This is a genomic window from Candidatus Kryptoniota bacterium, from assembly GCA_036567965.1.
GTDB lineage: Bacteria > Bacteroidota > Ignavibacteria > Kryptoniales > JAKASW01 > JAKASW01.
Genome location: DATCTN010000026.1, coordinates 155,392 through 168,709, shown reverse-complemented (window position 1 = coordinate 168,709; position 13,318 = coordinate 155,392). Strand labels below are relative to the sequence as shown.

The 13,318-nt window shown below is 51.2% G+C and carries 13 protein-coding genes; all 13 read right to left on the bottom strand.

Annotated elements, in window-relative coordinates:
* Positions 1-64 precede the first annotated feature (64 nt).
* The 13 genes from VIS48_11430 to VIS48_11370 all read right to left on the bottom strand — a co-directional run bounded on the left by VIS48_11430 (position 65) and on the right by VIS48_11370 (position 13,318).
* Positions 65-1,513 carry an HD domain-containing protein gene (locus VIS48_11430; GenBank protein ID HEY9166762.1) on the bottom strand — a complete coding sequence of 483 codons (1,449 nt, stop codon included), beginning with the start codon at positions 1,511-1,513 and terminating at the stop codon, positions 65-67.
* 4 nt (positions 1,514-1,517) lie between these two features.
* Positions 1,518-2,513: a Gfo/Idh/MocA family oxidoreductase gene (locus VIS48_11425; protein ID HEY9166761.1), complete on the bottom strand. Its 996-nt coding sequence runs from the start codon at positions 2,511-2,513 to the stop codon at positions 1,518-1,520.
* Positions 2,510-3,871, bottom strand: a complete 1,362-nt coding sequence (locus VIS48_11420) for a hypothetical protein (protein ID HEY9166760.1) — start codon at positions 3,869-3,871, stop codon at positions 2,510-2,512. The genes VIS48_11425 and VIS48_11420 overlap by 4 nt, the downstream gene beginning before the upstream one ends.
* Complete coding sequence (locus VIS48_11415; protein ID HEY9166759.1) at positions 3,868-4,527, bottom strand: HAD family hydrolase; 660 nt, start codon at positions 4,525-4,527, stop codon at positions 3,868-3,870. The genes VIS48_11420 and VIS48_11415 overlap by 4 nt, the downstream gene beginning before the upstream one ends.
* Before the next feature lies 1 nt (position 4,528).
* Complete coding sequence (gene wecB / locus VIS48_11410; GenBank protein ID HEY9166758.1) at positions 4,529-5,665, bottom strand: UDP-N-acetylglucosamine 2-epimerase (non-hydrolyzing); 1,137 nt, start codon at positions 5,663-5,665, stop codon at positions 4,529-4,531.
* Between the two features lie 121 nt (positions 5,666-5,786).
* On the bottom strand, positions 5,787-6,293 hold the full coding sequence (locus tag VIS48_11405) for an HIT domain-containing protein (GenBank protein HEY9166757.1): 507 nt from the start codon (positions 6,291-6,293) through the stop codon (positions 5,787-5,789).
* Positions 6,294-6,341: 48 nt separating this feature from the next.
* Positions 6,342-8,459, bottom strand: a complete 2,118-nt coding sequence (gene fusA / locus VIS48_11400) for an elongation factor G (protein HEY9166756.1) — start codon at positions 8,457-8,459, stop codon at positions 6,342-6,344.
* Between the two features lie 84 nt (positions 8,460-8,543).
* Complete coding sequence (locus tag VIS48_11395) at positions 8,544-8,930, bottom strand: DUF948 domain-containing protein (GenBank protein HEY9166755.1); 387 nt, start codon at positions 8,928-8,930, stop codon at positions 8,544-8,546.
* Positions 8,931-8,942: 12 nt separating this feature from the next.
* The gene (locus VIS48_11390; protein ID HEY9166754.1) at positions 8,943-9,323 is read right to left on the bottom strand and encodes a YtxH domain-containing protein; all 381 of its coding nucleotides are present in this window, start codon (positions 9,321-9,323) and stop codon (positions 8,943-8,945) included.
* A gap of 268 nt (positions 9,324-9,591) precedes the next feature.
* A complete protein-coding gene (locus VIS48_11385) occupies positions 9,592-10,968 on the bottom strand; it encodes a TrpB-like pyridoxal phosphate-dependent enzyme (protein HEY9166753.1) in 1,377 nt (458 codons plus the stop codon).
* A 6-nt stretch (positions 10,969-10,974) separates the two neighbouring features.
* Positions 10,975-11,856 (bottom strand): S1/P1 Nuclease, encoded by an 882-nt coding sequence (locus VIS48_11380; GenBank protein ID HEY9166752.1) that lies wholly within the window; start codon positions 11,854-11,856, stop codon positions 10,975-10,977.
* Between the two features lie 170 nt (positions 11,857-12,026).
* Positions 12,027-12,983 carry a tetratricopeptide repeat protein gene (locus tag VIS48_11375; protein HEY9166751.1) on the bottom strand — a complete coding sequence of 319 codons (957 nt, stop codon included), beginning with the start codon at positions 12,981-12,983 and terminating at the stop codon, positions 12,027-12,029.
* The gene (locus VIS48_11370; GenBank protein HEY9166750.1) at positions 12,980-13,318 is read right to left on the bottom strand and encodes an HU family DNA-binding protein; all 339 of its coding nucleotides are present in this window, start codon (positions 13,316-13,318) and stop codon (positions 12,980-12,982) included. The genes VIS48_11375 and VIS48_11370 overlap by 4 nt, the downstream gene beginning before the upstream one ends.

The following is a 13,318-nucleotide window of genomic DNA, read 5'->3' as shown; positions in this document are numbered from 1 at the left end:
AGAATTTAAAATTCAGCTTTGAGATATGCCTCTATTATTTAGACGGATGACTTGCCCGACTGTTTCACTTTCGGGGAGGGATTTTTGTGCGTTGCGACTTGAGATAATCGACCGCAGAATCATGATCGTTCGGAATAATCCCGTCGAGAACCGCGCTTTCAACCAGCTTCTTCAATACACCGACTTCTCTCCCGGGCTTAAGTCCGAAGAGCTGCATGATCTCATCACCGTTCACAGGCGGTTTCCAGTTCTTGATCCTGTCCTTTTCTTCCACTTCCCTAGCACGTTTCTCGACAAGGTCGTAGTTGGATGAGTACTCTGCGACGAGATTTCTGTTCTTGCTCGTGATGTCGGCGCGGCAAAGTTTCATGAGATCATCGAAATCATTTCCCGCTTCGAAGAGCAGGCGCCTGATCGCTGAGTCGGTCACCCCTTCAACAGCGAGTGCCATCGGACGGAGGTGGAGGCGGACGAGTTTCTCAACATAGGGCAGGTGCTCCATCGGCATTCGCAGCCGGTGAAATATTTTCTTCATCCACCGCGCGCCGATCTCGTCATGGCCGTGGAAAGTCCAGCCGATACCGTCGACGAATTTCTTTGTCGCCGGTTTCGCGATATCGTGTACGAGTCCGGCGAATCTCAGCCATACGTCCTGGCTGACACCCGCAAGACTGTCCACCACACTCATCGAATGGAGAAATACATCTTTATGGTGATGGTCCTGCCGCTGCTCCACGCCGGGCATGTCACTGATCTCAGGAAAGACAATCTTCATGATGCCTGTTTCCTGCATGAGCCGCAATCCCACAGACGGCCTGGACCCCGCGAGGATCTTCAGGAACTCATCGGTGATTCGCTCCTGTGAGACTATCGACAACCTTTCCTTCATCGACTTGATTGCGTTATAGACTCTGGGTGACACAGAGAAGTTGAAGCGGGATGCAAATCTGATCGCCCTCAGGATCCTGAGCGGATCTTCACCGAACGTTTCTTCGGGATCGAGAGGAGTGTCCACCGTGTGATTGGAAATCGCTTCAGCACCGTGAAACGGATCGACCAATGATTGCGTTCTTGACCCGACGTGAGGGCCATTCAACGCCACTGCCATCGCATTGATTGTGAAATCTCTGCGCGCGAGATCGTCTTCCAATGTTGCCGCCTCGACCTGAGGCTTCCTGGAATTCGAATCATACTTCTCTTTTCTGGCACCCACTATCTCAACCTTTACTTTTCCCGCCATCATTTGAGAAGTCCGAAACCTTTCGAATACGACAAGACCCGAAGCATTCAACTTCTCATACACTTTTTTAGAAAATGGAACAGGATCGCCCAGAACCACAATATCGATGTCCTTGGCAGGGGAATCGTAAATGGCAGGCTCATTAAGAGATATGATCATGTCCCTGACATAGCCGCCGACTACGTAAGCCGTCACCTTTTCGTCATCCGCGATTTTACCGATCTTATCCAGGATCGGTTCGTTTATCGTTATGTGAGACTCCTTCTTCTTCATCGGTTCAGATTTTCAATTTCGACTTCGACTCTTCAATTTGTTTTACAATCGTATCAGCAACAACCATGACTTTAAGTGCGTCTTCAGGACCGACTGAAGTTGGAATATCTTCCTGAATGCTCTTTGCAAACAGCTCGAGTTCAAGCTTCAACGAGTTGACCTGTGGTGCCTCCGGCTGCTCGTAAGTAACGATTCGTTCGGATTTGCCGATTCCTATTGTTCCAAGATTAAAACCGGCTGGAGCTTCCTCCGGTTTTACTGCCCTGTAGACCTCGGCGATGCCGTCGGCGAAGTCCATGGAAATGTAAGCGTCACGTTGGAACAGCCTCATTTTTCTCATCTGCCGCTGAGATATCCTGCTCGAGGTCAGGTTAGCGACCGCACCATTTTCAAATTTCAATCTGGCGTTTGCGATATCGACGGTGTCAGAGATTACACCAACGCCCGACGCGTCAACCCTCACAACGGGGCTCTTGATGAAATTCAAAATAAGGTCGATGTCGTGGACCATGAGATCGAGAACGACTGCGACATCGATCCCGCGCGGCTTGAACTGCGCGAGACGATGCGATTCGATGAACATCGGATCCAGCTTGATCTTTGAAAGAGCGAGGACAGCCGGGTTGAATCTCTCAATGTGTCCCACCTGCACCTTGACCTTTTTATCAGCCGCGATCTTCATTATAGTTTCCGCTTCATCAACCGTCGTGGTCACAGGCTTTTCGATGAAACACGCTTTCCCGCTCCGCATGAAATCGACAGCGAGATCAAAGTGAGCGCTGGTAGGTGCGACTATTGATACGGCGTCGACATATCTCTTCACTTCGTCTATAGACGAAAAAGCCCTGATGCCCAACTCGTCCGAAATCTTTGTTGCCTTGGCCGAATCGATATCATAGACTCCTGCCAGGTCAAACAAGTCAATCTGTTTCAGCAGACGGGCATGGGTTTGTCCGAGATGGCCCACACCGACCACTCCAATCTTGATTTTGTCAGTCATTTCGTTTCCTCGCAATTGATGACCTGGAGGTGAAGCGTCCTACCATCTTCAGTGTAGGTTGTGGCAAACAGCTCCTTGCAGCCGCTCAAAAGTGTGTCTGCTTTACTGATGTTGCTTGCAATGTAAATGGTTCCGTACCCGCCGTCTTGAAAATTCTCTATCGGGAGAAAAGCGCTGTGGATCTCAATTACCGGCTTGTGCAATCGTACTGCGAATTGAGCGGCGGCGAAATTAGTTACGATCCGGGCTCCCCCGCTCGCAGTCCTGATCGTTTTCACCACCTGGTCGACCGCCTCATCTTGCTCAAATGTCTCGATGGAAATCTTGTCTCCCAGGTACTTGTTGCTCCCATACATATCACCGAAGAGGAACACAAGTGAAACGACGAAGACAAATGTTCCCGTCGATACGTATTTCCATTTCCAAAGAGAAGCGAATCCCTGGAGAAAGAATGCAGCAAGAACAGACGAGACGACGAGGGCGCAAAATAAATTAAGAGTTGTCGGCTGCACTACCGACAATGCGCAGAACGTCACCCACAACATAAAGGTGTGAAAATGCGTTTTATACACGTCGAATCTGTTCTTCACCATCAGATAGACGACACCTGCGATATCAAATGCGCCCAGCAGGACAAGCGGAACCGCTCCAGCAAGATTCCAGTTGAGATCATGATCGCCAAGCGGTATAGTGAGAAGGCCCGCCTCACCTGCATACAAAGAGTAGAAATAAATCAGGACGGTGACCGCGAGAAAAGCGCCGCTTGCCGACAGGAGTTTAGGTATGATCCTGGCTCGATCCTGGGTATTCTGAAGCAAGTCGAGGACCACGACGAGAAACATTATGAGTCCGGGCAATCCAGCTGCGAGCGCGGCGGCGGCGAGAAGTCCTCCAAAGATGTATTGGTTTCGGTAGAGCGCAAGAAGGTAGAGAATTACGAGTGTCGCCGCGACAGCCGCGGGGCCGCCCGTCACCGCAGCGATTATCGCTGGAGGCGACAAAGCCAGCAGGAAAATCAAAAGCGTTCCCCACACCCACTGACCGAGAACGTACCCGAGCATCAACGAGAGGAGCACAAAATTTAACACGGTAATTACCAACCCTGCTATTCTGAGAAACTCGATCGATCCCGGCGTTAGGAACCTGTTCAATAATCCAAAGAAATCCCACAGGATCGAGCGTGAAGAAGAGAGATCGGTAAGCAGTGCGGCTCGAACGACATCATGCCGCGCGACGTATGCGTAGACCGTCGAGAGATCGATCTCCCTGAATCGCCAGTATGTGGCAAGCGCTATGATAAGCGCGGCAGCTGTCAGATAACGCGAATATCTATCGGGACGGGAGATTTCCATTCTCATTCGTTTCCGTTTCTCTCGGACAAGAGTAGAGAAGACAACTGGTCTACTGTCGTCACTTTCGCACAATCGATATTATCGAAACGGTTTGCCGCAAGCGAGTCATATACAGCGGCAATGAAATGAATCCTCGCGGCGGCAGCGGCTTTGAAATCCGAACGCGAGTCTCCGACTAATACCGCGTCCCCCGCCGCGATGCCGAGAGCCTTTAAAGCAAACTCAACTCCTTCAGGATCCGGCTTATGATTCTTCAGCATAGAACCGGTAACGATTACGTCGAATAAATCGCGAAGCCCGTGGTAACTCAGGGTTATTTCTGTCGTATGACTTCCCTTGCCTGTAAAAACTGCAAGCCGACAGCCGGATGACTTCAGCTCGGTCAATAGTTTCTTAATTCCAGGAAATATGGTCGAATCGTCCGAGTGCTCCCGGTAGTAATCGAGGTAATCGCGCCAGACAGAATCGAAATTTTCTTCACCGATTATGTTCTTAAGTGCCACTTCCTCGGGTGGACCGAAATACGACATGATTTCCTGCGGAGTGAACACTTTCGATCTATACTTCTTTGCCACGTGATTAAATGAATCGAAGATAAGACGGCTCGTGTCCGCAAGCGTACCGTCGATGTCGAATATTACAAGAGAATATTTCTTCTTCATTTCACTTGTGATCTTTTTTCTTGAAATGATCTTCGAGGATTGCGACGATTCTTTGAGAGGCCTTCCCATCGCCGTAAGGGTTATGCGCGCGGCTCATGATCAAATACTCTCCGGGGTCGGTGAGAAGAGTCGATACGCCTCCGATAATCTTCATCTTGTCTGTTCCGACGAGTTTCACCGTTCCCGCCTCAACCGCCTCGGGCCTCTCGGTCGCGTCCCTCATAACAAGGACGGGCTTTCCGAGCGACGGTGCTTCTTCCTGAACGCCTCCGGAATCAGTCAGGATCAAATAAGATTTCTCCATCGCGAAGACGAAGGGCTCGTAGTCAAGCGGTTCGATAAGGTGGACGTTAGAAATCCCGCTCAGGATCTTGTTTACTGGCTGGCGTACGTTTGGATTGAAATGAACCGGGTAAACGAACTCTGCGTCGGGAAATTTGACGGCAAGCTCCCTGACCGATTCACAGATGTTTCTGAAGCCTTCTCCGAAATTCTCGCGCCGGTGACCGGTGATGAGGATAATCCTCTTCTCCAGATCTATTCCTTTAAAAAGCGGTCCGAATGCCTCACCGGACTTCTTAAGCGAATCCACTACATGGAATAACGCGTCGACGACGGTATTACCCGTCACGAAAATGGATCCCTCCGGTATGTTTTCTTTGATCAGGTTCTCTTTTGCCCAGGATGTCGGTGCAAGATGAATGTCGGCTACGACACTTGTCAGTCTTCTGTTCACTTCTTCAGGAAACGGTGCATATTTGTTTCCCGTCCTCAACCCGGCTTCAAGGTGTGCGATTTCAATTTTCATGTAGTATGCGGCGACCGACGCGACAAATGTAGTCGTAGTATCTCCCTGGACAACAACCATGTCAGGCTTCTCTACATCGAGCACGACGCGCAGTTTCGTCATGATCCTCGCAGTCAAATCGAAGAGAGTCTGATTTTCGGTCATGATGTTCAGGTCATGATCGGGTTTTATCCGGAATATCCTGAGCACCTGGTCGAGCATCTGCCGGTGCTGCGCGGTAACGCATGTCCTGGCTATGAAGGATTCCGATTTGTACAGCGCCTTTACGAGCGGCGCCATCTTTATCGCCTCGGGTCTCGTGCCGAATATGAACAGGACTTTTCGCTTCATTCTAAATCAGAACCTGGGTTTGTCACCCAATTTAATTCTTTAACGTGAAAGATTCGTGGCTTGAGGAATGTTCCCCGCATGTTTCTTACCAGCCCTCTTCGAGAATCGGGGATAGAGGTTCTTACACTTTCGCCGTACGAAGCGCGGCGGTCAACTTCCTGTACGTATCCGTCAGGTCTTCCGAAATGATCTTAGTTTCACCGAGGACCGGCATGAAATTAGTATCGCCGTTCCATCGTGGCACGATGTGAAAATGCACATGGTCCGCGATCCCGGCGCCGCTGACCCTTCCGAAATTTGCCCCGAAATTGAATCCATCGGGATGCGAGGTCGCAAGCAGCAGCTTCATCGCCAACTGCGTCTCCTTCATAACGTCAGCATTTTCATCGGCGGTCAGCTCGCCAAATTCCGACTTATGAGAAAAAGGTACAACCATCAGGTGACCGCTGTTGTACGGATAGAGATTCAGCATAATCAGGGAATGCGTCCCGCGATGAATGACAAGGTTCTTTTCGTCGTCAGTGCCCGAAACCTTATCACAGAAGATGCATTTCTTAGGCGAGCCGTCGTCCTTGTCGGAAAACGATTCAATATATTTCGATCGCCACGGCGTCCAGAGTCTATTCATTCCGCTCCTGAATAAGAATCCCGGACACTCGATCCGGGATTTCGGTTTCTATTCCTGCTCGACTTTTTCTTTCTGCGCTTCGGCGATGATTTTCTCCGCCACTTCCTTCGGGACTTCCTCGTAGTGAGAGAATTTCTGACGGAAGACTCCGCGTCCCTGGGTCATGCTGCGCACCACATTGGCGTACTTATAAAGTTCCTTCAGCGGTACCTGCGCGCGGATCTTTTGGTTGTTTCCTTCGGCGTCCATGCCCAGTATCTTTCCGCGTCTCCCGGAAATATCGCCCATGATATCACCCATATGCTCGTCGGGCACGAGAACTTCGAGTTCGTATATCGGTTCGAGAAGCACCGGTTTCGCCTCCCTGAATCCTTTCTTGAACGCCATCGAGCCGGCGATCTTGAATGAGATTTCGTCGGAATCAACGGGATGGGAGGAACCGTCGTGCAATGTCACGCGGACGTCGACAACTTTATGTCCGGACATCACGCCCTGTTCCATCGCTTCGATCACTCCCTTTTCGACCGCCGGGATGAACCTGCCCGGTACGACGCCGCCGACAACCGCGTCGACGAATTCGAAACCGCCTCCGCGCGGTTTCGGCTCGAGTTTCAGGTGCACGTGACCGTACTGTCCGCGTCCGCCGGATTGCTTCTTGTGTTTGTATTCGGAATCGGCGACGACACCTTTGATGGTCTCGCGGTACGGTATGTCGGGCTCGACCATGTCGACATCGACGCCGTACCGTTCCTTGAGTCGTCTTACGACGACCTGCAAGTGCATTTCGCCCTGGCCGCTCATCACAGTCTGGCTGAGCTCGGAGTCCACCTCGACGAGAAATGTCGGATCCTCTTCATGGAGTGCATGCAATCCGGACGCGACTTTGTCTTCATCGTGACGATTCTTCGAGACGATTGCGACACGCATTATCGGTTCAGGAAAATCTATTTTCTTCAGGACGACGGGAAGATTCCTGCCGCTCAGAGTATTGTTCGTATGAGTGTCCTTAAGCTTCACAACTGCCGCGATGTCGCCCGCGATAACCTTTGAAATCTCCTTCCGGTCCTTGCCGTTCAGGACATAAAGAGTACCGAGACGTTCGCCCTTACCGTTGGCCTGGTTGACTAAATCCATTCCCGGCATAACCACACCGGAGTACACTTTGAAGAGGGACAGCTCTCCGATATTTCTTTCCGAAATTGTTTTGAAAACGAACAGCGACGTATCGGCTCCCGGGTCGCAAGCAATTTTGATTTCCTCTTTTGCATTGCCTGCTTTGTAGCCTGTCACAGGCGGAACGAGGTCGGGTGACGGGGCATAATCAGATACGAAATCCAGAATCGATGCGACACCTGCGAGCTGCTGGCCTGAGGCCGCGAACACGGGGAAGATCTTTCTGTCGAGTATCGCCTTCTTCAGGCCGGCAGCTATCTGCTCGTCTGTCAGCGCGCCGTTCTCGAGAAATACGTTGAGGAGGTTTTCATCGGTTTCGGAAAGCTTTTCCGTAAGTTCTTCCCTGCACTTGTCAGCCTTTTCCCTGAGAGCTGCCGGAATGTCAGACTCGGTGTATTTTCCTCTTGCGTTCTTATCGAACTTAAGGAGCTTCATCCTCAGGACATCCACAACGCTGTCGAATCCCGCTCCCTCGTTCGCTGGGAATTCAACCACCGCGACATCGTGTGACAGCCTGTCGCGGATCTGCTGGAGTGTCTTCTCAAAACTCGAATGTTCGGAATCGACTTTGTTTATGACGAAGAGCGCCGGTGTCTTGTACTCTTTTGTAAAGGCCCAGTCAATTTCAGTCCCGACTTCAATCCCTTCGACTGTCTTCACGAGAACCAATGCGGCGTCTGACACACGGAGAGCTGCCTTGATTTCTCCGAGAAAGTCCGGGTATCCCGGAGGATCGAGAATATTGATCTTCAGGTCGCGTCCCGACTGTGTTTTACCGGACCATTCGGTGTGGATAAGCGAAGTGCTTATCGAGATCTTTCTTTCGATTTCATCATGGTTGTAGTCGGATACGGTATTGCCTTCGGCAACCGAACCCATTCTGGTGGTGACACCTGAAGCAAACAGAACGGCCTCGGCGAGAGTGGTCTTGCCTGAACCGCCGTGGCCGATTAATGCAATGTTGCGCAAGCTCGCTGGAAGATAATCCTTCATACAATCTCCTTTTCCCGGTCAGGAAGCTTGGTCCTAACGGATCCTCGCGGGAGAAGCCGGATGGAACAGGATGCCCGGCTAAGGTTAGCTTTTAAGTACGCGCAAGAATACCCTGACGCCCCTGGCGAGCGCGGCAAAATATCCTGCAGTGTCCATTATTGGATCTTCAATCTTGGATTTGACATTTCGTTCAAGTTCGACCAAGTCTTCAACGGCATCGACTACAGAATCCAGCGCCCCCTTGACATTGGTCACCTCGCCATCGACGCTCTCCGCAATCGTGCGGATCTTGCCCGTGATCACGCCGGAATTTTCAAGAAGCGGACCCGACTTTTCGGAAATTTCCCGGAGGGACACTTCGAGCTGATTGAGTACCTGCCTCGCATCCTTCATCATCACAATCGCATAGACGCTTGCGCCTGCGACTGCGAGAAGGGCGATCGAGGCAACTAACAGAAAAACAGTTGTCACGACATTCCCCTCTTAGCTATTCTTGCTTCGCTCATCCTTGAAGGCTTCGGTTCCGGCTTTTAAGGCGGCTTTGAGCTTTCCGCCTTCGCCCTTCGCCTGTTCGATTACGCGTTCGGCATCGGAGATTAGTGTTCCGGCTCGGCGTCTTGCCTCACTTACCATTTCCTCGGAACGCTTCTTCCCTTCATTCACCAGATCCTCAGCTTTCGCTTTTGCTTTCATCAACTGCGCCTGTGTCGCCTCTTTCAATTCGTCAGTCTTTTTCTTGATATCGCCGCGCAGCTCTTTGCCCGACTTCGGTGCGAGAAGCAGCGCCGTTACCGCTCCGATGACGCTTCCGGCGATGAATCCGAGGAGCAAACCCTTCGTCAGACCATTGTCATCCTGTGCCATGATACACCTCCTATGGATTTTTTCTATTTTTCAAGTTATCTACGCATGGAGTAAAAATCAAGAAAACGGATTGGCAACCCCGCAAAGATTCTTCCAGGACGAGCAACGATTCTATTGAGTTTCACTCGTTTCTTAGAAAAGGTCTTCGCAAGATTCCCTTATCTTCCCCAACAGCTCACTGCTGGGAAATGACGTTTGCTCAAAAGACAGAGAACCTACTTGAGAATGAACTTGTTGTCGGACTATTGAGAAGTCTTTGCGCGGAGACTTAAAGCGATTTTATCTGACTCAAATAGCGCTTGAGATCTTCTTCATCAACCGGTACGTCTTCCAGCTGGCCCTGCATATAAGCATCGTACGCGCTCATGTCGAAGTAGCCGTGTCCGGAGAGATTGAACACCACGACATCTTCTTTGTCCTCCGACTTTGCGCGGAGAGCTTCGTCGATTGCCGCGCGTATCGCGTGTGCGGACTCCGGAGCAGGAACAATGCCTTCGCTCCTCGTAAACTTCACGGCGGCATCGAAGACTTCATTCTGGGAATACGCGACAGCCTGAACGATCTTCTGATTTACAAGCGCAGACACGAGGGGCGAGGCGCCATGGTATCGAAGTCCGCCGGCGTGAATTGCAGCAGGAACAAAATCGTGGCCCAGCGTGTACATCGACAGAAGGGGTGTTAGACCGGACGAGTCGCCGTAATCGTAGGTGAACGACCCGCGCGTGAGTGTCGGACACGCGGAAGGTTCCACCGCGATGACCCGCATTTTCTTCGCGCGCGGTTTATCCTGGAGGATTTCCCGGATAAACGGGAAAGCGAAGCCGCCGAAGTTCGATCCGCCGCCGACACAAGCGATGAGTGTGTCGGGATATTCTCCGGCTCTCTCGAGTTGCTTCATTGCTTCCTCACCGATGATCGTTTGGTGGAGGAGGACATGATTCAAGACGCTGCCAAGGGCATACTTTGTTTCAGGATCGCTCGCCGCCACTTCCACCGCCTCGCTGATCGCCATACCCAGGCTGCCGGAGGAGTCCGGATCGCGCTCGAGGAAATGTTTGCCTGAGTTCGTCTCGTCGCTCGGACTTGCGGTGACATCAGCGCCCCACAGGTGCATCATGGCACGTCGATATGGCTTCTGCTCGTAAGAAGATCTGACCATGAACACTTTGCATCCAAGCTGGAAATGGTTGCACGCCATTGCCAGCGCGCTTCCCCACTGGCCTGCGCCCGTCTCCGTGCAAAGCCGCTTCACACCTTCAAGTTTGTTGTAATAAGCCTGCGCAACGGCCGTGTTAGGCTTGTGGCTCCCCGTCGGGCTTACAGATTCGTTCTTGTAGTAAATATGGGCCGGAGTCTCGAGAAGTTCCTCCAACCCGCGAGCCCTCACAAGCGGAGTAGGCCTCCACTTCAGATAAATCTTCAGAACTTCTTCCGGGATCTTCACGAATAACTTCTCCGTGACTTCCTGCTCGATGAGGGCATTCGGAAATATCACGGCAAGCGCATCGGGGCCAACCGGTTTGTGAGTCTGCGGGTCGAGCGGAGGAAGCGGCTTCTCCTTCATGTCCGCCGATATGTTATACCACTTCTTCGGGATTTCCCGTTCAGCTAATTGAATTCGATTTAAAGTTTCTTTTCTTTTCATCTTTGATCAGTTTGACCAGAATTTAGGCTTACCTGCGTTCACCCAGGCTGTGTACCAATAAGAGGCGACCTCTTTAGCCGCCTTCCGCATCTGCGATTCAACCATCCCATCGAGAGCGGAATTGAATTTAGTATAATAATCTTCGGAATATATATATGTTTTTCGCCCGCCTCTTTCTTCAACCCGGTATAATTGATCCTTCGGTATTTCGGATTTTGCCAGACTGTCGGCTCCGAACACCTTGCCAATGAGTGAATAACTGTGCATTATTATCCCGAATGCATGTTCAACGGGATTATCGATATAGCTAGCGCTATCGATCCCGGTGAAGTTGTAGGTGCTGCCGAAGTGTTCCGGAATTCCGCTTTCCCATCGAGCATGCACACCGATGTTGCCGGTCATCTGTCCGTCATAATTCTCTGTCGCGTGAAGCGGGACGTGCATATCCGCGACATAGTGAGAAAGATCGGTGGAGAAATGAAGCACCTCCGCAACGTTTCCCGATTTCATTGCGGCTGTAAGGCTGTCGGTGATCCACCCAACCCGCCACGGCACGACTCCATTCTTCATCACTGTATCTGCTCCGTATTTCTTTACCGCTGCATCGTAAGAATGCGGAATATCGAAATTCGGATATTTCCCGTACTTGTCGATGTCTATATAATGATAGTAACCCTCATTCTTGTCCTCATTCCGCCGGATGTCGGGATCAGAAGAATGTTTGGAGAGATAATCGACGTTGGCGGAATAGAAATTCTTAAGCGGTTCCGGTAGGAGGCCGACCGCCTCCTTGCTGATTACAGGATGCGCCCAGAATCCCCAACCTAGAGTAAAGACGACGACCACGACCGCCACGACGGCGGCTGAAAACTTTTTCAGAAAATTCATGTTGGCTTTCTTCTAAATGAGATGCCGCACCGCGGCCTCCTGTAACGGTGAACCGCGGCGCAGGCGTCAAATACTAACGGATCTTTTTCTTGTGGCGCATCTTACGGAGACGTTTCTTGCGCTTGTGAGTCGCCATCTTGTGGCGTTTTCTTTTCTTGCCACTCGGCATACTACTTCACCTCCTGCTGGTTAGGAATGTTCATGTGTTCGTCCAAAGTCTGTTTGGCTTTCTTTCCGATATCTGTCGTCGGATCTATCGTAACGCATTTCTTGAAGGCGTCTGTCGCCTTGTCGATTTCCTGCGCATTAAGATATACTATTCCGAGATTGAAGTATGCAACCTGATGCTTAGGATTGTTCTTTATAGCCTGGTTCAGCTGTGCGATGGCATCCTGTGTCCTGCCGCCTTCAAATAATGTGACGCCATAATCCACGCGCGCGTCGTCGTTGGTCGGAACCTTGTCGAGATATCGCTTGTAATAAATCGCAGCTTGATCGTAAAAAGTGTTGTCCTGGAGCATGTTCGCAAGCTTGAGTGTAGAAACAAGATCGGACGGATTCTTGTCGACAACCTGTCTGAGTCTGTCGATCGCCTGCAGAATGTCAGCACTCGGTTGAGTGGAGCCGGCAGCCTGCTGTGTGCTAGAATCATCCTGCTGTGACTGAGAGGGTTTCGACGAGGTCATGATTCCGTATGTAAGCACCGCGCCGAGAAATACTGCTGCGACTATTACAGCGACCTGGAACGGCTCGAGATGAAATTTCTTTCGGACGTTTTGCTGCGGTTTTTCTTTTTGAGTCTTGTCGCGCTTTTGCTTCGGGAGCTGATCTTTTGATTCCTGCCGGGTGATTCGTTCGGGCTGTGGTTCCGATCCAGTCTGTTCGGCCTTCTCAATTGAAACTCTCGATACGCTCTTCAGGGAAGTGCCGCACGACTCACAAGACAGCGCGCGAGGAGAATTCACGAATCCGCAGGTCGGACAGATAAGAGCCGCACCGGTGGAAACGGCAGTTGTCTCTTCGACCGGTCCATGCTCAATCTCAGGGAGTTTGAATCCGCACTTCGGACAAAAAGCAAACTCTGACGAGACTTCTGTGCCGCACTTCGGACAAAAACCCGACTTCACTTCTGGGCTGCCTCCTCTACGCTTCCCTTGTCAGGCGCAATATTCTTGCCGAGATGTTCGTCGACAAAAGCCTTGAACTCCTTAGACACTTTGAAGTAGGGCACAAACTGTTCCTTCACAGGATATGCCTGACCTGTTTTCGGATTGCGCGCCATTCGTCCTTTTCGTTTCCTGATCTTGAAACTTCCGAATCCCCTGATCTCGATAGCCTTTCCTTCCGCCAGTGCGTTCCGCACGGACGCGAGGAATCCCTCGACCACAGCCTGAGTCTCAATCTTCGTGAGACCGGTTTGCAAAGCAATTTCTTCGACAATATCAGCTTTAGTAACGCTCAT

Excerpts from the sequence above, each read along its gene's own strand:
- fusA (HEY9166756.1), bottom strand. The coding sequence starts at position 8,459 with ATGAAGGATTATCTTCCAGCGAGCTTGCGCAACATTGCATTAATCGGC.
- wecB (HEY9166758.1), bottom strand. The coding sequence starts at position 5,665 with ATGAAGCGAAAAGTCCTGTTCATATTCGGCACGAGACCCGAGGCGATA.
- VIS48_11370 (HEY9166750.1), bottom strand. The coding sequence starts at position 13,318 with ATGAGCGTTACTAAAGCTGATATTGTCGAAGAAATTGCTTTGCAAACC.
- VIS48_11390 (HEY9166754.1), bottom strand. The coding sequence starts at position 9,323 with ATGGCACAGGATGACAATGGTCTGACGAAGGGTTTGCTCCTCGGATTC.
- VIS48_11420 (HEY9166760.1), bottom strand. The coding sequence starts at position 3,871 with ATGAGAATGGAAATCTCCCGTCCCGATAGATATTCGCGTTATCTGACA.
- VIS48_11415 (HEY9166759.1), bottom strand. The coding sequence starts at position 4,527 with ATGAAGAAGAAATATTCTCTTGTAATATTCGACATCGACGGTACGCTT.
- VIS48_11430 (HEY9166762.1), bottom strand. The coding sequence starts at position 1,513 with ATGAAGAAGAAGGAGTCTCACATAACGATAAACGAACCGATCCTGGAT.
- VIS48_11405 (HEY9166757.1), bottom strand. The coding sequence starts at position 6,293 with ATGAATAGACTCTGGACGCCGTGGCGATCGAAATATATTGAATCGTTT.
- VIS48_11425 (HEY9166761.1), bottom strand. The coding sequence starts at position 2,513 with ATGACTGACAAAATCAAGATTGGAGTGGTCGGTGTGGGCCATCTCGGA.
- VIS48_11380 (HEY9166752.1), bottom strand. The coding sequence starts at position 11,856 with ATGAATTTTCTGAAAAAGTTTTCAGCCGCCGTCGTGGCGGTCGTGGTC.
- VIS48_11385 (HEY9166753.1), bottom strand. The coding sequence starts at position 10,968 with ATGAAAAGAAAAGAAACTTTAAATCGAATTCAATTAGCTGAACGGGAA.